22 protein-coding genes are annotated in these 21,641 nt (G+C 35.4%); 13 read left to right on the forward strand and 9 right to left on the reverse strand.

Translation table 11 applies throughout. The features are described 5' to 3' along the window. Nucleotides 1-212 precede the first annotated feature (212 nt). From trpS to QMD71_08355, 9 genes are all read left to right on the forward strand, one after another. On the forward strand, nt 213-1,208 hold the full coding sequence (gene trpS / locus QMD71_08315) for a tryptophan--tRNA ligase (protein MDI6840830.1): 996 nt from the start codon (nt 213-215) through the stop codon (nt 1,206-1,208). Nucleotides 1,209-1,262: 54 nt separating this feature from the next. Further along, the gene (locus QMD71_08320; protein ID MDI6840831.1) at nt 1,263-2,468 is read left to right on the forward strand and encodes a hypothetical protein; all 1,206 of its coding nucleotides are present in this window, start codon (nt 1,263-1,265) and stop codon (nt 2,466-2,468) included. A gap of 89 nt (nt 2,469-2,557) precedes the next feature. Next, nucleotides 2,558-4,243, forward strand: a complete 1,686-nt coding sequence (locus QMD71_08325; protein MDI6840832.1) for a proline--tRNA ligase — start codon at nt 2,558-2,560, stop codon at nt 4,241-4,243. Nucleotides 4,244-4,294: 51 nt separating this feature from the next. Then, complete coding sequence (gene nusA, locus QMD71_08330; protein ID MDI6840833.1) at nt 4,295-5,497, forward strand: transcription termination factor NusA; 1,203 nt, start codon at nt 4,295-4,297, stop codon at nt 5,495-5,497. Continuing rightward, nucleotides 5,494-7,593, forward strand: coding sequence for a translation initiation factor IF-2 (infB, locus tag QMD71_08335; GenBank protein MDI6840834.1), 2,100 nt, complete (start codon nt 5,494-5,496; stop codon nt 7,591-7,593). Before nusA ends, infB begins: the two co-directional genes overlap by 4 nt. After that, nucleotides 7,593-7,874, forward strand: a complete 282-nt coding sequence (locus QMD71_08340; protein ID MDI6840835.1) for a DUF503 domain-containing protein — start codon at nt 7,593-7,595, stop codon at nt 7,872-7,874. Before infB ends, QMD71_08340 begins: the two co-directional genes overlap by 1 nt. Next, nucleotides 7,874-8,167, forward strand: coding sequence for a 30S ribosome-binding factor RbfA (rbfA, locus tag QMD71_08345; protein ID MDI6840836.1), 294 nt, complete (start codon nt 7,874-7,876; stop codon nt 8,165-8,167). Before QMD71_08340 ends, rbfA begins: the two co-directional genes overlap by 1 nt. Nucleotides 8,168-8,211: 44 nt before the next feature. After that, complete coding sequence (locus tag QMD71_08350; GenBank protein ID MDI6840837.1) at nt 8,212-8,655, forward strand: hypothetical protein; 444 nt, start codon at nt 8,212-8,214, stop codon at nt 8,653-8,655. 30 nt (nt 8,656-8,685) lie between these two features. Beyond that, nucleotides 8,686-9,315 (forward strand): hypothetical protein, encoded by a 630-nt coding sequence (locus tag QMD71_08355; protein MDI6840838.1) that lies wholly within the window; start codon nt 8,686-8,688, stop codon nt 9,313-9,315. Between the two features lie 92 nt (nt 9,316-9,407). Here QMD71_08355 and QMD71_08360 read toward each other — a convergent pair whose 3' ends face one another. The 4 genes from QMD71_08360 to QMD71_08375 all read right to left on the reverse strand — a co-directional run bounded on the left by QMD71_08360 (nt 9,408) and on the right by QMD71_08375 (nt 11,298). After that, nucleotides 9,408-9,836, reverse strand: a complete 429-nt coding sequence (locus tag QMD71_08360) for a hypothetical protein (protein MDI6840839.1) — start codon at nt 9,834-9,836, stop codon at nt 9,408-9,410. 12 nt (nt 9,837-9,848) lie between these two features. Beyond that, complete coding sequence (locus tag QMD71_08365; GenBank protein ID MDI6840840.1) at nt 9,849-10,229, reverse strand: hypothetical protein; 381 nt, start codon at nt 10,227-10,229, stop codon at nt 9,849-9,851. Further along, entirely contained in the window at nt 10,202-10,804 is a 603-nt protein-coding gene (locus tag QMD71_08370) for a hypothetical protein (protein MDI6840841.1), read from the reverse strand. Before QMD71_08370 ends, QMD71_08365 begins: the two co-directional genes overlap by 28 nt. 284 nt (nt 10,805-11,088) lie before the next feature. Then, nucleotides 11,089-11,298, reverse strand: a complete 210-nt coding sequence (locus QMD71_08375) for a hypothetical protein (GenBank protein ID MDI6840842.1) — start codon at nt 11,296-11,298, stop codon at nt 11,089-11,091. Nucleotides 11,299-11,499: 201 nt separating this feature from the next. Between QMD71_08375 and QMD71_08380 the strand changes: the two genes are divergently transcribed. From QMD71_08380 to priA, 4 genes are all read left to right on the forward strand, one after another. After that, nucleotides 11,500-12,600: an LptF/LptG family permease gene (locus QMD71_08380; GenBank protein ID MDI6840843.1), complete on the forward strand. Its 1,101-nt coding sequence runs from the start codon at nt 11,500-11,502 to the stop codon at nt 12,598-12,600. Beyond that, nucleotides 12,597-13,676: an LptF/LptG family permease gene (locus QMD71_08385; protein ID MDI6840844.1), complete on the forward strand. Its 1,080-nt coding sequence runs from the start codon at nt 12,597-12,599 to the stop codon at nt 13,674-13,676. The genes QMD71_08380 and QMD71_08385 overlap by 4 nt, the downstream gene beginning before the upstream one ends. Before the next feature lie 4 nt (nt 13,677-13,680). Then, a complete protein-coding gene (gene rsmA / locus QMD71_08390) occupies nt 13,681-14,475 on the forward strand; it encodes a 16S rRNA (adenine(1518)-N(6)/adenine(1519)-N(6))-dimethyltransferase RsmA (GenBank protein ID MDI6840845.1) in 795 nt (264 codons plus the stop codon). Between the two features lie 91 nt (nt 14,476-14,566). Further along, nucleotides 14,567-16,420: a primosomal protein N' gene (priA, locus tag QMD71_08395; GenBank protein ID MDI6840846.1), complete on the forward strand. Its 1,854-nt coding sequence runs from the start codon at nt 14,567-14,569 to the stop codon at nt 16,418-16,420. 3 nt (nt 16,421-16,423) lie between these two features. Here the strand turns inward: priA and QMD71_08400 are convergent, their stop codons facing one another. From QMD71_08400 to QMD71_08420, 5 genes are all read right to left on the reverse strand, one after another. Further along, complete coding sequence (locus QMD71_08400) at nt 16,424-16,657, reverse strand: Lrp/AsnC ligand binding domain-containing protein (GenBank protein ID MDI6840847.1); 234 nt, start codon at nt 16,655-16,657, stop codon at nt 16,424-16,426. A gap of 153 nt (nt 16,658-16,810) precedes the next feature. Next, on the reverse strand, nt 16,811-18,781 hold the full coding sequence (gene metG, locus QMD71_08405; protein ID MDI6840848.1) for a methionine--tRNA ligase: 1,971 nt from the start codon (nt 18,779-18,781) through the stop codon (nt 16,811-16,813). Continuing rightward, a complete protein-coding gene (gene ricT, locus QMD71_08410; GenBank protein MDI6840849.1) occupies nt 18,778-19,416 on the reverse strand; it encodes a regulatory iron-sulfur-containing complex subunit RicT in 639 nt (212 codons plus the stop codon). Before ricT ends, metG begins: the two co-directional genes overlap by 4 nt. Continuing rightward, nucleotides 19,413-20,354: a DNA polymerase III subunit gene (locus tag QMD71_08415; protein MDI6840850.1), complete on the reverse strand. Its 942-nt coding sequence runs from the start codon at nt 20,352-20,354 to the stop codon at nt 19,413-19,415. The genes ricT and QMD71_08415 overlap by 4 nt, the downstream gene beginning before the upstream one ends. A gap of 1 nt (nt 20,355) precedes the next feature. Further along, nucleotides 20,356-21,426 (reverse strand): peptidoglycan DD-metalloendopeptidase family protein, encoded by a 1,071-nt coding sequence (locus QMD71_08420; protein MDI6840851.1) that lies wholly within the window; start codon nt 21,424-21,426, stop codon nt 20,356-20,358. Nucleotides 21,427-21,641 lie beyond the last annotated feature (215 nt).

Below are 21,641 nucleotides of genomic sequence, written 5' to 3' on the forward strand. Positions count from 1 at the left end.
ATAGAGGACATTTTACTTGAAAAATAAAAGAGGACATTTTTGCTGAAAAGTAACAACATTTTAAAAAAAACTTGACAAATTTACATAAGGTAGTAAAGTATTTAAGTGTTTGAGCGTAAATTTTTTCCGAAACACGAAATAAAGCCTATTTTGGGGCCTACAATTTTAATTTTTGCTCTTTTTGTGATAGTTTTGCTCTCTATAGTGAAATTATGTCAAAAGATGCTGTTAAGATAAAAGGTAGAGTTTTATCAGGATATCGTGCTACAGGCAAGATTCATATTGGGAATTTATTTGGGGCACTTACAAACTGGGTTAAACTTCAAGACGAATATGAGTGTTTTTATGAGATTGCTGATTTACACGCTTTGACTACAAGTTACAATCATACTAAAGATCTAAGGATAAGGATAAGGGAGATGGCGGCGGACTGGATTGCGAGTGGGATTTCGCCTGAAAAATCTACAATATTTATTCAATCGATGGTTCCTGAGCATGCTGAGCTTCACCTGTTTTTCTCGATGCTCGTTCCTATGCCTTGGCTTGAGCGTAATCCAACGCTTAAAGAAATGGTTAGGGACTTAAATCTACAGAATAAAGTAAATTATGGCCTGATGGGATACCCTATTCTTCAAGCTGCAGATATACTTGCTTATAAAGCTGATGTGGTTCCTGTAGGAGAAGATCAACTCGCCCATATTGAGCTCACAAGGCAAATTGCACGTCGATTTAATTCCATTTATGGGTGCATATTTCCTGAACCAGTTTCTCTGCTTACAGAGTTTCCTAAGGTTCCTGGAATTGATAATCGTAAGATGTCAAAATCCTTAAATAATGCAATTTTAATGGATGAAGATTTTGACTCTATTAAGGTAAAAGTTATGCAAGCATTTACAGATCCTTTAAAAATTCATAAGGAAGATTTTGGTCATCCAGATGGGTGTGTTGTTTTTGCTTATCACAAGCTTGTAAATTCAGAAAGAGTTGATGAGATAAGAAAAGATTGTACGCAAGGGAAACTTGGGTGTGTGAGTTGTAAGGAAGAAGCTGCAGAATTTATGGATAAAGTTCTTAATCTTTACAGAGAGAGGCGTGCCAGTCTAAAAGAGAAAAATTTGGATGAAATTCTTGAGGAAGGTTCAAGGAGAGCAAGGGTAATAGCAAAAAAAACTTTAGAAGAGGTAAGGGAGATAATGAATTTATGGTGAAGGATAAGTCCCACAAGGTGGGATTTACATTTTACCTAATAGGGAGGAGGAACCATGCATTTTAACTTCGCAGATGTAGTTAGGGCACCACGACTTGGTTTTTCTGCTAAAAAGATATGGGTTGGCTTTTTGGGTCTACTTTTGGGGACAATTTTGTACTCTGTTATGGGGTACTTTGCATATGTTACATCTCCTGATTGGACATGGACAGAGGTTTGGAGGGCTTTCAAATACATTCCAGTACCGGTCATTGGCGAGACACACCTTATGTGGTATGGATGGATATGCTGGGCATTTGGTATAGTATTCTTTGTTGCAGTTAATCTCCTTTCAATTGCTGGTATCTCAAAGTTAACTTTTGAGCAATTGCGTGGCGATGAGTTTTACGAGGTTACAGATGCTATAAAGTATTCATTGAAACAATGGAAATCAATCATTCTTTCCCCAATAGCGCTCGCAATTTGCATTGGTGCCCTTGTACTCTTTGGTTTTGTATGTGGGCTTATTGGTAGGATACCGTATGCAGGACAACTACTTGCAGGTATATTCTTTATACCAGTTGCACTTGGTGCTCTTTTTGTGGTTTATCTATTAATTATCTTTTTGCTTTCCTTCGTTCTTGCACCATCAGTTGGAGCTACTACAGAATCCGATACATTTGATACACTGTTTGAACTATTTAGCTGCTTAAATGACCAGACATGGAGGCTTATATTATGGGAAGTATTTATTGCTTTCTGTGGTGGTGCTGGGGTATGGATACTTGGATGGCTTACAAAGAAGTCTCTCATCCTATTTCATTGGGCTGCAGGGTTATGGGCTGGAACAAGGGTGATAGCTGATGAGTCCCATAGCTGGTGGCAAATCATATGGAATAATGGACTATGGTATCTTCCTCCTTGTCCACCAATTCAGTGGCTTGAATCTATATTGGGACGTATTACACCAGTTCTACTTTATCCAACAACATGGATGCCAGTTAACTGGGCAGAGTGGATAGGTGGATTCTTGGCTGGGCTTGGATTTTATTTTCTTGCTTTCTTTGTTGTTGCTTACGGACTCAGTACATGGGGAGCGGGGCAAGCTCTTATATACACAGTGCTTGTAAAGATAAAGGATGATAAGAACTTACTTGAGAAAAAAGAAGAAGAATTTAAAGAAGAGAAAGTGGAAGAGAAAAAAGAAGAAGTAAAGGAGGAAAAACCAGCTGAAGAGAAAAAAGAGGAAGAAAAGCCGGCTGAGAAAGAAGAAAAGGAATAATTTAATTGTACCCGGGGTTTTTACCTTGATATAGAAGACCCCGGGTTTTTAATAAACGTATTGTAAAATTTTAGGTAGCTTTGCTAAAAATGAGATGGAGTAAAAGTCTTATCCCAACTTTTAAAGAACGACCAAAAAATGTAAAAAGTCTATCTCATTCTCTTTCAATAAGGGCAGGATTAATAAGGCCGTTAGTCAGTGGAGTGCATAGTTACCTTCCACTTGGATGGAGGGTATTTTTGAAAATTATTGGGATTATAAGAGAGGAGATGACCGGGATAGGAGGGCAAGAGCTGGCACTTCCATCCATATCCCCAAGTGAATTATGGGAAAAAACAGGAAGATGGGAAGAGTGGGGAAAGGAGATGTTCAAGTTTAAAGATAGACGGGGTAGAGATTTGTGTCTTATGCCAACACATGAAGAAATCATAACTGAACTTGCCCATAAACAAATACATTCCTACAAAGACTTACCCCAAATTTGGTATCAGATTCAAACCAAATTTAGAGACGAGCCAAGACCACGTGGTGGTGTACTCAGGGCAAGGGAATTTGTAATGAAAGATTCTTATTCACTTGATGCAGATGAGGAAGGACTTAAAAAGAGCTACGAACTCCACCGCGAGGCCTATGCACGTATTTTCACAAGGTGTGGACTCAGTTGTGAAATTGTAGAGGCTCCAAGTGGAGTTATGGGGGGCGGACTTTCAGAAGAGTTTATGGTACTCTCAAAATATGGTGAAGATTCAATTATGGTCTGTTCATGTAGTTATAAAGCAAATAGAGAAGTAGCAAAAATTGGTGAATCCAATACAAGTTTTCAAGATGAACCACTTACTAAAGTTTACACTCCTGTAGAAGGAAGTGTTGATAAAATATCCGAATTCCTTAGAGTCCCTAAAAATAAGCTAATGAAAAGCTTATTGTATTTCAGAAATAGTGAGCCTATTTTTATCCTACTTCGGGGAGATCATGAACTTAGCCAAGAAAAATTGAATAAATTAGGCAAAATTAGAATTGCTACTTCTCATGAGGTGAAGGATATTATAGGTACTGAACCTGGGTATGTATCTCCTATAGGGCTTTCTTTTAAAACTATAGCTGCAATCTCACTTAAAGGAGGAATGGGATTAGTTACTGGTGCAAATGAAGATTTTTATCACTTTAAAGGAGTAAATCTTAAAAGAGATTTAAAAGTAAATGAATGGATTGACCTTGAAACTCCAAATCCTGGCGACCCTTGTCCCAAATGCGGAGCTCCACTCACTTTGAAGTCAACTATTGAAGTTGGACATATCTTCAATTTAGGTACCAGATATTCTATTCAAATAGGGGCTTATTTCCTTGACAAGAAAGGAAAGAAAATGCCAATTGTTATGGGAAGTTATGGAATCGGGATAGAACGTGTGATGGCAGCTATAATTGAAACTCATCATGATAAAGATGGCATAATATGGCCCACTAAGATAGCTCCGTATCAGATTCTTATAATTCCATTAGATATGAGCAATTGTGATATAAGAGATACTGCCGAATTTATTTATTCAGAACTCAAAGATAAAGTTGAGGTTCTCATAGATGACAGAATCGAGACAGCGGGTGTAAAATTTAAGGATGCAGATCTTATTGGGATACCATTGCAAATCATAGTCGGCGAAAAGTTGATTAAAAATGGAGAGGTAGAAATAAAAAGTAGGGATAGGAAAATCCATAGGTCTATAAAAAAGGAAAAAGTAGTTGAAGAAACACTACAAGTTCTAAATTATGAACTATAAGTTACTGGAATGCATTATATAATTATATATATTTTATAGAACTTAGCTAAAATGTCTATCTTAAAAGCCATTACACAAATGGCAGAAGAAAGAGGTGTCCAAAAGGACTCTATAATTGGAATCCTTAAAGATACCCTCATTAGTGCAGCACAAAGAGATTTAGGAGAGGGCGCGACTATTGATGTGGAACTTTCAGAGGCGGCTGGAACTGCAAAAGTATTTCTTGTAAAAAAAGTGGTAAAAAGAGTAATTAATCCTGTATCTGAGATATCCCTTAAAGAAGCACAGAAGATAAACCAAGCTGTTAAATTAAATGATAAGTTACGCATTGAACTACCTTTTGAAAAATTTGGTCGTAATGCCATCATCTTAGCAAAACGTGTAATGCAGCAGAAAATAAGAGAAAAAGAAAAAGAAAGAGTATATGATGAGTACAAGAAGAAAATTGGTGAAATTGAGACTGGGATAGTTCAAAAAGTAGATAAACATGAGATTATTGTAAAGATTAAAAATGCGGAAGGTATTCTACCTTTGAGAGAGCAGATTCCTGATGAACGATATTATCAAGGCAATACTATCAAAGTGTACATTCTTGATGTAACTCCTGGGGGGAGGGTTCTTCTTTCTCGTAGCCATCCTGATTTCTTAAAGAAATTATTTATCCATGAAGTTCCAGAAATTCAGGAAAAGATTGTAGAGATAAAAGTAGCTGCAAGAATTCCAGGCATAAGGGCTAAAATAGCAGTAGCCTCAAATAATCCAAAAGTAGACCCCGTTGGTGCCTGTGTTGGAGTGAAGGGAGTGAGAATTCAAGGAGTTGTAAAAGAATTGAACAATGAGAAAATAGATGTGATTCAATACTCTTCTGACCCATTAGTTTTTGTATCACGGGCTCTTTCATCAGTAAAAATTTTACACCATGATATTAATCTTGATGAAGGCAGAATAAGTATTGTAGTAAAGGATGAAGAGTTACCCCAAGCGATAGGGAAAAACGGTCAAAATGCGTTACTTGCTTCCCGTCTTACAGGATTTAAAATTGATATAGTATCTGAGACTGAGTATAAGTCTAAGGGAGTAGCTTTTATACCTGAGATTTCAAAATCTATTAAAGAGATACTCATATCACACGGATTTCTTACAACTGCTGAAATACTAAACAAAGGAGTAGACGGGCTTACTAAAGTTCATGGAATAGGCAAGAAGAGGGCAGAAAAAATATTTGCTATTGCTAAAAAGTCAATAGAAGAATGAAAAGAGTACATGAAGTTGCAAAAGAGTTGAATCTCTCAAGCAGGGCGCTTCTTAAACTTTTAAGGCAGTTAAATTTTGAAGTCACCAGTCCTATGAGCCCTATTTCCTCGCATACGATTAAAGCCTGTAAGGAATATCTCGAAAGTAACAAAGAAGCCCTTAAGCTTAAAGATATTGAGAAGAAAAAGTTAATAGCTCAAGTCAGAGGTTTTCCTCATGAAACACGTAAGGAAAGAGAGCTACAGAGACGTGAGAGGGCTGAGAAAAAGGTTCGTGAAACTATAACTAAAATTGAGATGGGTGAGAGAATTAAGAAATATAAGCCTGCCAAGCCATCGGAAGTGAAAGAAGAAAGACCTCCAAAAAAAATAAGAATAGGTGAGCTCACTTCTATAAGAGAACTCGCTTCCATGCTTTCTATAGACCCTTTGAATCTTATCTCAAAATGTTTAGAACTCGGTCTTATGGTTACTATTAATCAGCGGATTACATTTGATACTGCATTTACTATTGCAAGTGAATATGGATACGAAGCAGAGCTTATATCCACTTATATAGAAAAGGAGGAAATCTCAGAGAAACTTGAAATTCGTCCTCCAGTTGTGACAGTTATGGGACATGTAGACCATGGAAAGACGACCTTACTTGATTATATAAGGCATACAAACGTAGTGAAATCAGAAAGTGGAGGGATAACCCAACATATAGGAGCTTATAAAGTTAAAGTTGGAGATAAGTCGATTACATTTATAGATACCCCAGGACACGAAGCTTTTACAGCTATGAGAGCAAGGGGAGCCAGGGTAACTGATATAGTTGTGTTAGTTATTGCAGCAGATGATGGAATAATGCCACAAACCGTTGAGGCCTTAAATCATGCAAAAGATGCTGGAGTTCCTATTGTGGTTGCTATTAATAAGATAGATATTTCAAACACTGAACCAGATAAAGTTGAAAGACAGCTGTTAGATTATAATTTAGTTACAGAACGCTACGGTGGTGATATTCTTTGTTGTCGAATCTCTGCAAAAACTGGGGAAGGGGTCAAAAATTTGTTAGAAACTATCCTTATGCAAGCAGAATTACTTGAACTTTACTCAACTTCACAAGGTGAAACAAGAGGAGTGATTATTGAGTCAAAGATGGATAAGGGTAAAGGACCTATGGCTACAGCAATTATTTCAAGGGGAATCTTAAAAGTTGGTGACTCACTTGCAGCTGGAGGAGTTAGTGGTAGAGTGAGGGCTTTATATGATGAATGGGGAAAACGCAGATCTAAGGCTTATCTATCCGAGCCTATACAAATTGTAGGTTTTGATGAACTTCCTCAAGTAGGTGATACTTTTAGGGTATTTAAAGATGAAAGAGTTGCCAGAGAAATCTCAAAAAGACAAAGAGAATCAATAAAGGAAGAGCTTGGAAAAAGTAGGGTATCATTGGTAACCCCTGAAACCATTCAAAAGGAGCTTCAAACCAGTAAGATAAAAGAGCTTAAAGTTATCATTAAAGGTGATGCAGCCGGTTCTATAGAGGCACTATCTGACTCATTGGAACATTTGACTGAAGAGGAGGGGGTTAGGGTTAATGTAATCCATAAGGGAGTTGGAGAGATAAATGAGTCCGATATTCTTCTCGCTGCAGCGGGCGGTGCAATAGTTATAGGTTATAATACCAGAGAAAATTTAGCCGCCGAAAAACTTGCAAAAGATAAAGGAGTTGAGATTCATACTTACAATGTTATTTACGAGGCAATTGACGAGATGAAACTTGCAATGAAAGGATTGCTTCCTCCAAAATTTGAAGAATATGGGATTGGTAGAGCAGAAGTAAAAAAGATATTTAAAATAAAAGATATCGGATTTATTGTTGGATGCTCTGTATTGGAAGGAAAGATAATAAGAGGAGAAAAAGTGAGAGTAAAAAGGAACGGGATAGTGGTACATGAGGGGAAAATTGGAAGCCTAAAGAGGATAAAGGAAGATGTCAATGAGGTTGAAGCAGGACTTGAGTGTGGGGTAGGTTTTGGCGAATCTGTTAAACTTGAATGTGGGGATATACTTGAAATCTACGGAATAAAAGAGATCCCAAGAAGTTAGTGGTTATTGGTAGTTGCTATATAGATATACGAATAAGAGATAGTAATTCATTAAAAGATAAACGTAAGATACTTATCTCGTTGAAATCCATTATGAGGCAAAAATTTAATATATCTATAACTGAGCTTAATCCTACAAATAATTGGTGTAAGGCAACTCTTGGTATTGCTTGCATAAATGATTCTAAACAGATTGCGTATAAGATACTTTCAAAAATAGTAGATTTCATACACTCTAATCCAAAAGTTGATATTATTGATTACGCAATAGAGATGTACTAATGAAAGAGAGAAGAAAAGAGAAGATTAACGACCTTATTAAAAAACAGGTTGCAATTATACTTCAGCAAGAAATTGATAATCCACAAAAGAGTTTGGTAACGGTGACACATGTTGAGATAGATTCTAATCTCAACACTGCCAAAATATATGTGAGAACACTTGGAGACGAAATTCAAAGTCTTAAATTCCTTAATCGAGCTGCTGGATTTATAAGGTACAAGCTTGCACATAAAATTAGACTTAAAACTGTACCAAAAATAAGTTTTAATATTGATAATTCTCTACAAGAGTAAAAGTTTGGTTTTATTTTTAAAATCTAAGATATAACGATATAACTATGATTTTAAATATGTTAAGTATTGGACTCGGTTTATTCAATCCAATTGGGGAATTGAGTAGCATATGCCCGGTAGGAAAAGAGATGGGAATGAGCTATGAGTGGCATTCGTTATATTTACTAACTAAACCAGCAAGTATCCCTATTATAAGTGGAAATATAATTTCTTTTAGAAAAGACAAATTTGAAATTGATATTTTTAAACTCACACAAGGAGCAAAAATTAAAATATACAAAAGAAATTTTGTAATTTTTGGGATAGGTGGGTATTATATAAGAGAAAATTTAAATAAAGGTTTTGAAAGCGAGTCCGGATTATGTTATTGCTTTGGGTTCTATATTCCGCTTTTGTATAATGAAAATATAGTCTTAGCTCAAGAAACTTCTTATTCTACTGTTCCAAATGGAATTTCTTTGAAATTAAGTGTTGGAATAAATCTATAAGATTCATAAATAGAGCAATTAAATAAGAAAATGGGAAGACATAAATACAAAAAAGTAAGTTGTCTATTACCTCTTTTACTTCTCCTTGGATGTAAACAAAGCTCATTACTTTTTCGGGCTGGGGCAGATTATTTTCCTCTTAAACCAGAAAATACATGGGTCTATTTGCATACTTCTTATAGTGACAAAGATACAATTACACTTAAGGTTATAAAAAATGAAGTAATTGGAACAAGGGAATGCTGGCTCCTTGAGCGTAATGGTTACCCAGAGTATTGGTGGAAGGACGAGAATAGGGTGGATAAATTTTATCTTCAAACTATCTTTGTAAATGGTGAAGAAGATACAATTGCAAGTTTTTGGCTAACTTGGCTTGAACTTCCTTTTGTCCTCGGTAATTTGTGGAGCTATATGTTTAAAGAACAAAGTTATATAATAGGAGATACAATAAAAGTGGATGTCCAGGTTAAAGGGGAAGTACTTGACTTAGATGGTAATGATTACAAGGTTAGAGTTGAATTAATAGAGCATCAAGAATCTATGGAATTTGGTACTTCTTGTGATACTATAACTTGTTACGAGTGGTATAGGCCTAATATAGGTGTAATAAAACGGGTAATAGATGGGGTAGAGGAAAAACTTATCAGCTACGAGCTGTAAATCTTATAACTGACGAATGTAGCGAATGATAGCAAATTGTGCGAATAACTTCATTGTTTAGCATTCAACGTAATGGAGATGTATACCGGGAACTACGGCCCTTGCAATCCGCGGCATAATAGTGTTATATCAAAGCTTCCTGTACTGTCAAGAAAAAAATCGGGCTCTGTCCCCCTATTTTGTCCTGTGTTATTATTAGTAAGTGCACCAATTATACCTGCACGGGGGGGTGTACCCCACGACATTATAGGTAAATTATACCATGAAAGCTCATCTCCTGGTAAGTCAGGATGATAAAAGTCTGAACCATCGGCTATTACTGCTACTTTCACATCCAACCTGCCTTGTTGAATTGTCCATGCATCCGGCGCATGAATATCATGCCCAGGACTATCAAAATTATACAATCCCCACTGATCCCCACTCTGAAAATAAGGGTCGTTAGGCATTACTTCTGCAAAGAGGCTATAGGCTGTTAGCAAGATAACCACTCCGACTAATCTTATAATTACTTTGTACATCTTCACCTCCCTCTAAAAAGTCAATTGTTTACGTCCTGTACCATCAAGGTTGATAAGCCACAGAGTTTTTTTTGTCTCCTCCGGATTTATATCACTAAATACGATTTGCTGTGAATGGTGAGCAAAAGCTGGATGAGACGGATAATATATACTATCAATAAATTTATGTAATCCAGTGCCATCCGAATTTACTATCCAGATACCTCTCCCTTCTTTAACATCATTGTAAAAAGCAATCTTCGAACCGTCCGAAGACCAAACAGGACCATCTCTGAGATTTCCATCAGGATGATTTACAATACGATCCAATAAAGTACCTGATGAATCTATTGTTGCTATACCCAAGAATTCAGCTGTGTACCCTGCTACAAACAGTATTTTTTGCCATCCCATAGCCAATCTGGCTCCCTACCCCATCGTTTAATAAGTTTTTTATTTTCCCCATTTGAATCCATCAGCCATATTCCACAATTATCACCTGCTCCTATATCATACGCTATCTTACTGCCATTGGGCGACCAGTCAGGGAAGAAACCTTCTTGAGCCAAAAGTGTTATAGAAGCTGTGTCAGGTGTTAAATTCTCTTTGATCTTTACTTTATAAATTGCTCTGTTCCTCACAAATAAGAGCCACTCACCATCTGGAGACCAATCTGGACAACTATGCCAAATACCTATTGAGTCACGGAGGAAAATATTTTTCTCACCTGTAGCAACATCTAAAATAAATATTCCTTCGGTGTCTCCTTCTGTTTCCATTGGAGAATAGTTTTCATGAACATAAGCAATGTACTTATCATTAGGTGAAAAAACAGGCTCTATATCCATAGGTATCATCAGGTTTGGCGTCGGCTCAGGAGAGGTAGTATTCCTTTTACAACTTATCCCTGATAAGCTTAAATATAAACTTAAGAAGACTAAAACAAAAGGAGACGGACTCTTTTTCCTTTGAATTTTTACTTCCCTCATCTTGTTTTATATATACTCTAAATTCCTAGGAAGTCAAATTTTATTCACTCGCCTCCGCCAAATCACTTGTCAGTCGGTCAATATAGTGGACACGCAAAGGGGACACACGCAAAGGGGACAGAGCCCATATTTATGGTTCTGCCTCCCTCCTTGATTCCTATATTTTTTCTATCAACCACAATATTTTATTTCTTCATTTTAATTTTAGCTCTAAATTCCCGAGAAAAAAATCAGACTTGACACCATTATTTTGAGACTTGACACCATTATTTTGCTTGACACCATTATTTTGGTGCAACTGCCCACCCATTGTTTTCATCAACGAACCATACGGAGTGAAGACTTTTATTTGTAGGACTATCTACCTCATGCCATGTAGGTGTAAGTACCGTACTACTCCCACTAAGGGGTTCCTTCTTTTTGCATCCCATTATTGAAATACAAAATAGTAAAAGACATATAAATATCCCACCTTTATGTACATAATATTGCATTTTTACCTCCGACTGAAAACCTGAAATATAACCTTGAATTTTTGCTTTTCTCATTTTACTTTTAATATACTCTAAATTTCTGAGAAGTCAAACATTTTTATGCACTCCTCTGGTCATCACTCCACGCATTTCGGTTCCTAAAATTAGGGAAGTTGTATAAAATTATTTGCAGATTAAAGTATTATATGGTATAATTAATTTATGCTTATTCACTGGTATGCATTAAGGGAACATATAAGGCCGTTTTTTTTAGGTCTATTTCTTCTCACTTTTATTTTGATAATGAACCAGATATTTGTACTTATCTGGGATATCGTAGGTAAGGGTATTAACATATTGACAGTTCTCTACTTACTCTTACTTTATCTTCCTTCTATAGTTACATTGACTATTCCTATGGGAGTGATGATTGCAAGCTGTATGGCATTCGGACGACTCGCCCAAGATAGAGAGGTAATAGCAATTAGGGCAGCGGGAGTAAATCCGCTTAAACTTAATCTTTTACCAGTAATTTTTGGCGGAGTTTTCCTTACTCTTTTCACAATATGGTTTAATAATCATGTACTGCCCGAATCAAACCACCGCCTAAAAAATCTTATGGTTGATATAGCACAAAAGAAGCCATGTTTCCGAATAAAAGCGCTTGTTATTCTTAAAGACTTTAATGGCTACGATATACAGGTCGGAAGTGTAAATTATAAACAATCTACAATCCAAAGAGTAAAGCTATTTGAAAATGAGACTGCAAAAGAAATTTTTGCAAATAGGGGCTCTTTTTATACAGATAGTGTTGGTATTACAATAATGTTAAGTGACGGTGAAATACACGAGCCAGTGAATCCTGGAATTTATCGACGATTGATATTCAATGAGTATAGGATACATCTTCCATTGGACCAGGAATTTGTCAGACTAAACCGAGAGTATCGGAGTGAAAGAGAGCTTTCTGCTATTGGCTTAAAAGAAAGAATAAAAGAGGAACAAAGAAAAGAGAGAAATGAGCTTTATAAAAAAAGGAAAATAGATTCTCTACTTATAGAGTATCATAAAAAATATTCAATCCCTTTTGCTTGTATAGTTTTTGTCCTACTCGGCTGTCCACTTGCAATTAGAGTTAGGAAAGGTGGGGCAGGAACAGGGTTTGGAATTGGATTACTATTCTTTATATTTTACTATATATGTCTTATAGCAGGAGAAGACTTGGGGGATAGGGGGATAATTGTTCCGTGGCTATCAATGTGGTTTCCAAACATTGTACTTTTAGGAATTAGTGGATGGGCAATGTCTCGTGTAAATAAATGAAAATAGCCGATAAATACATAATGAAAGAGTTTGTATTAGGGCTCCTATGGAGTCTACTTGCACTTGTAATTATATATATAATTGTTGATGTATTTGAAAATGTTTCTACATTTGTAGATAAGAAGGTCGCTCTCTTTACAATTATACAATATTATGTATATCAAATCCCTTGGATAGTGGGGACGATTGTTTCTCCAATAGCCTGTCTACTTGGTTGTTTCATATCAATTGGTAATTTATCAAGACACTTTGAACTTGTTGCTTTAAAATCGTTTAGTTTAAATACATATCGGACATTTGTCCCATTATCCTGTATTGGACTCATTTTTAGTGGGTTAATTCTTGGAATGAACGAAATTTTACTACCTATATCAAATCAAAAAATGTTGGACTTAAAAAGTGAAAAAATAGATAAGCTACCTAAAATAGCTGTGACCCCAAGCACTCATATTTATTACTCGGGTGAGGATAGCAGATTTTACCGTATAAAATTTATAGATCCAAATAAGGGAATTATTAAAGGACTCACAATATATGAATTCCTAAAATCAGATGCCCTCAAAAGGAGAGTTGATGCCCCTCAAGCAGTATGGGAAGATAATCAGTGGAAGCTTTTTAATGGGGCACAGCAAATTTTCAAGCCACATTCATTTGAAGTTATATATTTCGACTCGTTGATAGTGAGGCTTAAGGAGACGCCACTTGATTTTGTAAAAGGAGTAAAACCTGCTCTCTCTATGGGATTTTTTGAGTTCAAAGAACACATTAAGAAGTTACAAAAAGGGGGCGAAGATATTACAAAGGAGCTTGTAGACCTTTACTCAAGGATTTCATTTCCTTTTATGAATTTAATCATACTCTTGTTGGGCTTCCCATTAGCAAGTAGAGTAAGAAACATTGGATTTGTTGTAGGATTTGCAATTGCGTTATTCGTAAGCTTCATTTACTGGGGATTATTACAACTTGCAAAAGCATTTGGGCATGTAGGAATTCTATCCCCTTTTTTAGCAAGTCTATTGCCAAACATTATATTTATTATAATAGGAACTATTTTACTTTGGAATAGTAGAAAGTAAAAGTATGGATGTCAAAGAGATACTTGAGTATCAAGGAATAAAGCCGAGTAAAGAACTTGGGCAGAGTTTTCTTGTAAGTGAAAAGATTGCCGAACGTATTGTTGAAGCCTGTGAAATTGAACCAGACGATGTAATACTTGAAGTAGGACCTGGACTTGGAATACTTACTCAATTACTTGTTAAAGTTTCACATAAAGTTTTTGCAGTTGAGAAAGACTTGTCGCTTTTTAAATTCTTGGAACAGAAATTTCAGGGTATGAAAACCCTATTCCTGTTAAACCAGGATGTCTTAAAACTTAATCCTACTCATATTACTGCAGCAAAACCTCTTAAGCTTGTATCCAATCTCCCTTATTCTATTACTTCTGATTTCCTTTATTGGCTTCTAAATAATCGTAAATGCATTCAATCCTGTATCCTTACATTGCAAAGAGAAGTAGCTCATAGGCTTATGGCACAGCCCGGAATTCGAGCGTATGGAACTCTTTCTGTGTTTTTCCAGTTTTGGATGGATGTAGAGCCTATTTTTTCAATTCCGGGTAAATTCTTTTTCCCAAGTTCTAAGATAGTTTCCGAAGTCATATCATTAAAGCCAAAAATGGAAACACAAGTAGTAAACGAGGGGTTATTTTTAAAAATTGTCAAGACTTCTTTTGCAAAAAGGCGTAAGATGTTAAGAAATAGTTTAGGATTAAAAATTAATGTTATTGGAGGTATAGACTTAACTCAAAGACCTGAATCTTTGAGTTACGAAGATTTTTTGCAACTTGCTAAAGCATTGGAAGATGTGGGTTATTAGTAATAAGTAACTATTTATAAAAATTGGCTTGTTCCGATTTCTCATAGTGAATTTGATTTTATAGTTAAAAATGACCGATAGTTTATAACTTATGTTTGTAGATGTAGCTTTACCTTCTGGGACTTTTGTATATAGAGTACCAAATAAACTTAAGCAAAAACTTGAATTAGGTTCACTTGTAAAAGTCGCACTTCGGTCAAGAGAGTTGGAAGGCTGGATAGTAGGAGCGAATAAATCTACAAAACTTAAAACTGTTAGAGAGATACTTGGGATTTCTTATCCTGAACCACTTATTACTGCACCACTTTTAGGACTTGGAAAGTGGATGGCTAAGTATTATCAGGCATCGTTGGGGTCTGTTTTAAATATTATAGTGCCATCGCGTGGCAAATTAATTTCTTTACCTCAACAGGAGACAAAAATCTTTAAACCAATCGGTATAAAAATACTGCCATCTGTAATCAGAAACTCATTGAAAGAAAAGCAGTTTAAAAGTGTATTACTCTATGGACATGAGAGAAATGATATCTACTTTGGAGCAATTGAAGAAGCATTAAGTCGGGGGTTGGGTGTTATATTCCTTATACCCGAAATTATCTTGATTCCTTACATTTTTTCACTTCTACAAAAAAGGGTTGGAGATTTAATTGCTGTTTTGCATTCAAGACTAAAAAAGGAAGAACGGTGGATTGAGTGGCTAAGGATTAAAAGAGGAATGGCAAGGGTAGTAATTGGCACAAGGAGTGCTATTTTTGCACCAGTACATAACATTGGGCTTATAATTATTGATGAGGAACAAGATACAAGCTACAAGAGTGAAGAGACACCAAAATATTCTGCACGAGATGTAGCAATAATGAGAGCTAAAATTGAATCTACATTGTGCATTCTTGGGAGTGCTACTCCAAGTGTAGAGACATTTTATAATACTAAAGCAAAAAAAATCACACTCCTCCATTTGACTAGTCCAAAAAGACCTTTTAAAATTTGGCTTGCAGATATGCGTAAAGAAACTGACCCAATTTTTTCGGAACTTTTAAAAAGGAAAATTAAAGAATACACAAATAGAGGTGAAAAAGTAATACTATTTTTAAACCGTAGAGGCTTTTATTCTTTCATTTTTTGTGAAGATTGCGGATATATCCCAAAGTGTCCTAATTGTGGTGTTTCTCTTACTTATCATAAAATAAATTTATCACTTAGATGCCATTATTGCGGACACAGTGAAAAGGCGCTCGGATATTGTGCACAGTGTAAAGGAATTAATTTGTCACATAGAGGAATTGGGACTGCAAGAGTAGAGAGGGCTTTTAAATCACTTTTTACTGGAATTAGTATTTTTAGATTAGACCTTGATACAGTTCCAAGTAAATATATAAGTCATACATTTAAGTCATTTGCAAATGGAGAAATTCAAGTACTCTTGGGTACTCAACTTGTAGTTAAACCTCTCAATTTTCCGAAAGTTGGATTAATTGGTGTAATATCAACAGATACAGGTTTAAATTTACCAGACTTTAGGGCTACGGAGCGCACTTTTTCATTACTTGTGCGATTAGTAGAAAAAGGAAAAGAAGTAGTATTACAAACTTATAATCCAGAGCACCGTGTTTTAAAGTATATTCTAACTCACAATTATTTCGGATTTTATGAATCAGAAGAGTTAATAAGAAAAAAGCTTGTTTATCCTCCTTATTCTCATCTTATAAGAATATTGATAAAAGATTTGGAAGAACGAGCTAAGAAAAGTGCTTCTGAATTAGCGAATAGATTTAAAGAAGAGGGGCTAAATTTTCTTGGTCCTGCTCCTTGCTTGCTTGAACGCGATGGAAGTAAAATTAGGTTACATTTTCTTCTAAAGGTAAAAAATCCGCAAGATTTATCTCTTTCACAAATTATTCCCAGGAACACTATAATAGATGTGGATCCTTTAGAACTTATTTAAATATTATGCAACTACAATGCAGGTAACTGTGGAACTTACACCTTCTATCTCATGTATTTTTTCTGCAACTACTTCTCCAAGTTCTTTGAGATCGTTAACTTTAATAGTCGCTATTATATCGTAAATCCCTGTAACCATATGCGCTTCTTTTACATTAGGAAGTTTCCTTACTTCTCTTAAAACTTCTTCGGCTCTTCCAACTCTTAGCTTTATAAGTACATAAGCTGAGACTCCCATTTTTCCCCCCTTAGTTGCAGAATATACTTATAACTTTGAGATTTGTCAAGGATAAAATGAAAAAATAAAAAGGTAGGCAGGTCTTTCACCATCTACTACCTACCTCAGTATACAATTAAATAGTCTTCCATACGACTAAGTGATTAAGTAGCCTCAACTTACACGAGAACCAGAAGAAATATTTTTATCTGGGACAAGAAGAACTACTTTATCCCCTTCTGTGGCTGCAAGTAGCATACTGTCAGAACATTCTCCTTTGATAATTCGAGGCTCAAGATTAGTTAAAACTACTACTTTCTTCCCTATAAGCTCTTGTGGTGAATAATGAGGTGCTATCCCGGCTATAATTTGTTTTTCTTCATTACCAATTAAAATTCTAAGTTTTAATAGTTTATCGGTCCCATCAATTTTAAGCGCTTCTTTTATTTCAGCTACCCGGATATCCAATTTTTTAAAGTCTTCAAGACTAACGATTATAGATTCCTTGTCTAAAGGTTTTCCTAACTTTCTTTTTTCTACTTCTATTCTCTCTTTTTCTATTTTCTTAAACAATATCTTTAATTTACCAATCTCCTTACCTTTTGGTATTTTAAGCCTACCTACTTCATCCCATTTACTCTTTTTTATACCGAGCGTCTCTCTTATACTCCTTGCTGTAAATGGCAAAAATGGGTTAAGTATAGTGCCAAGGTTTGCGATAAGTGTAGTACATACATAAATGATAGTAGGTGTTCTTTCCGTCTTTTTCCATGGTTTATTGTAATCAAAATATTTATTACCATCCTTCACAAGATTCATTATCTCCTTCATTCCTTTTTTAAATTCAAATTTTTCAATTAAAGCTCCTACATTATCACGTGCAAGCTCTATTTTTTTAAGTAGCTCCATATCTTCTAAAGTATACTGTCCCGGACGAGGAATTTTTCTCCCAAAATGTTGAGTAACAAAACTTAATGTCCGATTAACAAAGTTCCCAAGTATATCTGATAGCTCACTGTTATTTTTAGCTAAAAAATCATTCCATACAAAATCTACATCCCCTCTCTCAGGAGCATTGACAGTGAGTATATATCTTAGGGGGTCTGGATCAAAATTTTTAAGGTAATCTGGTAGCCAAATTGCCCAGTTTCTTGAAGTAGATATTTTTTTACCTTCTATATTTAGAAATTCGTTTGCAGGTATTTGTGATGGTAGGACAAAATCTCCATGTGCCATAAGCATAGCAGGCCATACAATAGCATGAAATACAATGTTATCCTTACCTATGAAGTGGATAAGTTCGGTATCTTGAGATAACCAGTAATCTTTCCATCGTTCCTTGTCCCATTCTATAGTAGAAGATATATATCCAATTAGAGCTTCAAACCAAACATATATAACCTTACCTTTAGCTTGTGGTAGTGGGACAGGAATCCCCCAATCAATATCTCTGGTTACAGGTCTTGGTTCCAGTCCATCTTTTAACCACGATTTAACAAATGAGATTACATTTTCCTTCCACGCTTGCTTACTTTTAAGCCAGCTTTCAAACTCTAACTGTAATAGGTCTAATCTTAGAAACCAGTGCTTAGTTACCCGTTTTATAGGTGTATCACTACATATCTGGCATTTTGGTTCTTTAAGCATTGTTGGTTCAAGCCATCTTCCACAATGCTCACATTGGTCGCCACGTGCACCTTTATAATTACAATATGGACATATACCTTCAACAAATCGCTCCGGTAGGAAACGTTTGCAGTTGTTGCAATATAATTGCTCGGAGTCCTTTGGGGTAAGGTAGCCTTTTCTATAGAGTTTTAGAAAGAAATTTTGTGCTGTTTTGTGATGTAATGGGCTTGAAGTTCTTGAAAAATTATCGTATTTTATTCCAAAATTATCGAGACTTTCTTTAATATTTAAGTAGTACTTATTTACAATTTGCTCCGGGGTAGTCTTCTCTTGAAGTGCTTTCATAGTGATAAGAACACCATGCTCATCTGTTCCGCATATGTGAATTATATCTCTACCCTTAAGTTTTTGATATCTCACATATATGTCTGCTGGTAGGTAGCAGCCTGCGAGGTGTCCTATATGTATAGGACCATTTGCATAAGGGAGAGCAGATGTTACAAGAATACGCTTCATTTATCTTCTTTCTCTATTTCTTCGTAAAGTTTTCTCTCATAAGCAAGACAGCACATTAATCTTCCGCAAACTCCTGTTAACTTTGAAGTACCACAAGATAGATGCTGTAGTCTTATAAAGTCAAGAGTAATAGACTCAAATTCAGTAAGGAAGGCACTGCAACATACTGGTCTTCCACATATTCCGTAAGCATTAAAGCGTTTTGCATAGTCTCTAGCACCAATCTGACGCAGTTCTATTCTACTCTTACACACTTTGGCAATTTCTTTCATAAATGATTTGAGATCAATTTTCTTCTCACTGAGAAAATCTACCCGTATCAAACTCCTATCAAATTGGATATGAACAGTTACCACTTTTATTGGAATTTCAAGCTCTTTTGCTTTCTCTTCACAGAGATTGTAGATTCTTAACTCGTCTACTTTAATCCTCTTGTATTCCTCAATATCGTCCGGGGTTGCTTTCTGTATTATTTGAGTTGAACTCTCACCTGAATCAAGCAGTTTAGCTATTCTGCCTATTTCTTTTCCTCTTTTGGCTTTAAAAATGACAAAGTCACCAGGTTTAAGTTCTAACTCATATGGATAGAAAGAAAACTCCCTTTCCCCATCTTCAAATTCTACTTCACAAATCATGGCAATTCTTTCGCCAGCCTGTATAAGACAAGTTTTTTATCTACATTTTGTTTTAATGCATAAAATATCTCATTACATACAACTATTGCTTTTAGTGTTTCTTCAATTGAAACATCTCTATTAAGTCCGAGGTCATTATTTTTAATTAACTTATGAATACCAAGCTTTTTAAAAAGTGAGTCCATATATAGCTCTTGAGTAAAAAGTAAGAGCTCTGTCTCATCTAACAGCTCTATCTTTCCTATCTCTTGCATTCTGAGAGGCTGTGGTGTATTAAGAAATTCAATAAGATTATTTCGTAACTCATTTTCTTCTGTCTCCAGTAGTCTTAGTGCTCGTTTAATACTCCCATTGGCAAGTTGTGAAGCAGATTTAATTGAGATTTTGCTCTCTATAGCTTTACTGCATTTTAAAAAATTCTCAATTTCATAGGAGCTAAGCCTACCAAATTTTACTTCTTGGCATCTTGACCTAATTGTAGGGAAAATGAACTCTTTTTTTGAAGTAGTAAGTATGAAAACAGTTGAACAAGGCGGTTCTTCCAATAGTTTTAGGAATGAGTTAGCTGCCTCTTCAGTAAGGGTATCAGCTTCCTTTATTATTGTGACCCTAAATTTAAGCCAGATAGAACGATAGGAATACCTTTCTTTAATGTTCTTTATTTGTTCAATAAGAATATTTCCCTTCTCTCCGGGTGTTATTAGTTCAAAATCTGGATTCCTGTTACTTTCTATCTCTTTACAGGTTGTACACCTATCACATGAATCGTGTTTACCTTGCTCACAATTTAATGCTTTTGCAAATGTTATAGCCGTTGATGTTTTGCCAATACCATCTGGTCCATAAAAGAGGTAAGCGTTGGCAATTCTTTGATTCCTTAGGTGTGAACTTAAGATTTTTTTTGCTATTTCCTGGCCTATGATATCATTAAATGACATTTTATCTTAGCCATACCATAGGGTCGACTGCCTTTCCACTCTCTCTCACTTCAAAATGCAGTCTCGGCTCTTCTAATAAACCTGTAGTCCCTACTTTTCCTATTACTTCACCTTTTTTGACTTTATCTCCCTTTGTTACTAAAATTTCAGAAAGGTGTGCATATAGAGTGTGAAATCCATTTTTGTGGTCAAGTAAAACAATTTTACCATAGCCAAGGAATATCCCTTCATAGGCTACCTCTCCATCTGCCACTGCCACAACAGGTGTCCCATATTCTGCTTTTATATCAATCCCATTATTTACAAGTTTTGTGCCAAGTTCAGGGTCTATCACTGTTCCAAACCAGCTTACTACCTCTCCTCTGACAGGCCATATCATTGGACCAAATTTTTTTACAGGGTATTTTTCAAGTCTAGCAATAAGTGCCTCCAAATAGGAGCGTGATTTTTCAAGTTCTTCCACAAGTCTTGCTTTATTTGATTTCTCTTTCCTCACCTCTTTAAGTATAAGTGATTTCATTTCACGTTGACGAGAGCTTTTTACCTTTTCGCTTTCCTCATCCTTCCTTATTTTTGATAGCTTTATAGACTTTTCTCTTTCCATTTCTTCTTTAGTGAATAAATTATTACTTAATTCTTTAAGCTCGTTACATCTGGTTGCATCTTTTTTAAAAAATTCTTGTACATAAAAGAAAATTTGCTCTCCAGTGTAAGAGATTGGCGGAATAAAATTTGGTATCTGAGATTGGTACATAAGCGTAATATGCTCCTTAAAAAGGTGTTTTTGATGCTCCAGCTGGGTATCTGTTTTTTTCCTACTAACTCTTAGATTAGCGATTGATTCTTTCAATCTCTGCTCTTGAATCTTTAACTCCTTGATTTTCTTTTCTGATAATGAGATTTGATAATCTATATCACGTAATTGAGCGAGGATGGCCTTTTCTTTCTCTCTTATTTCTTCAACTTCTTTTTTTGTAACATTAAGCTTTTCTTTCACATCCTGTAATTTCTTCTTGTAATCCTCAGCCCAGAGTAAAAGTGGAATAGCTAATATAATAAAGAGTTTGCGCATTTCAAATTAGATAATATCAGAAACTTGATAGAATGTCAAGGTTATTCTCCACTTTACTACTTTCCTACTTCATAGACTCTATGTACTGAAGGAGAGTATTATTCATTAGTATGATATTTAACTTAAAAGTAAACATTTTAAAACATTTTAAAAAAATTTTCTGTTACTGTTAAGGTAGAATGTCCTCTTTATTGTTCAGCAAGAATGTCCTCATA

The organism is bacterium (assembly GCA_030018315.1).
Classification (GTDB): Bacteria; Hydrothermota; UBA3073; order JACQXS01; family JAGMCI01; genus JASEGA01.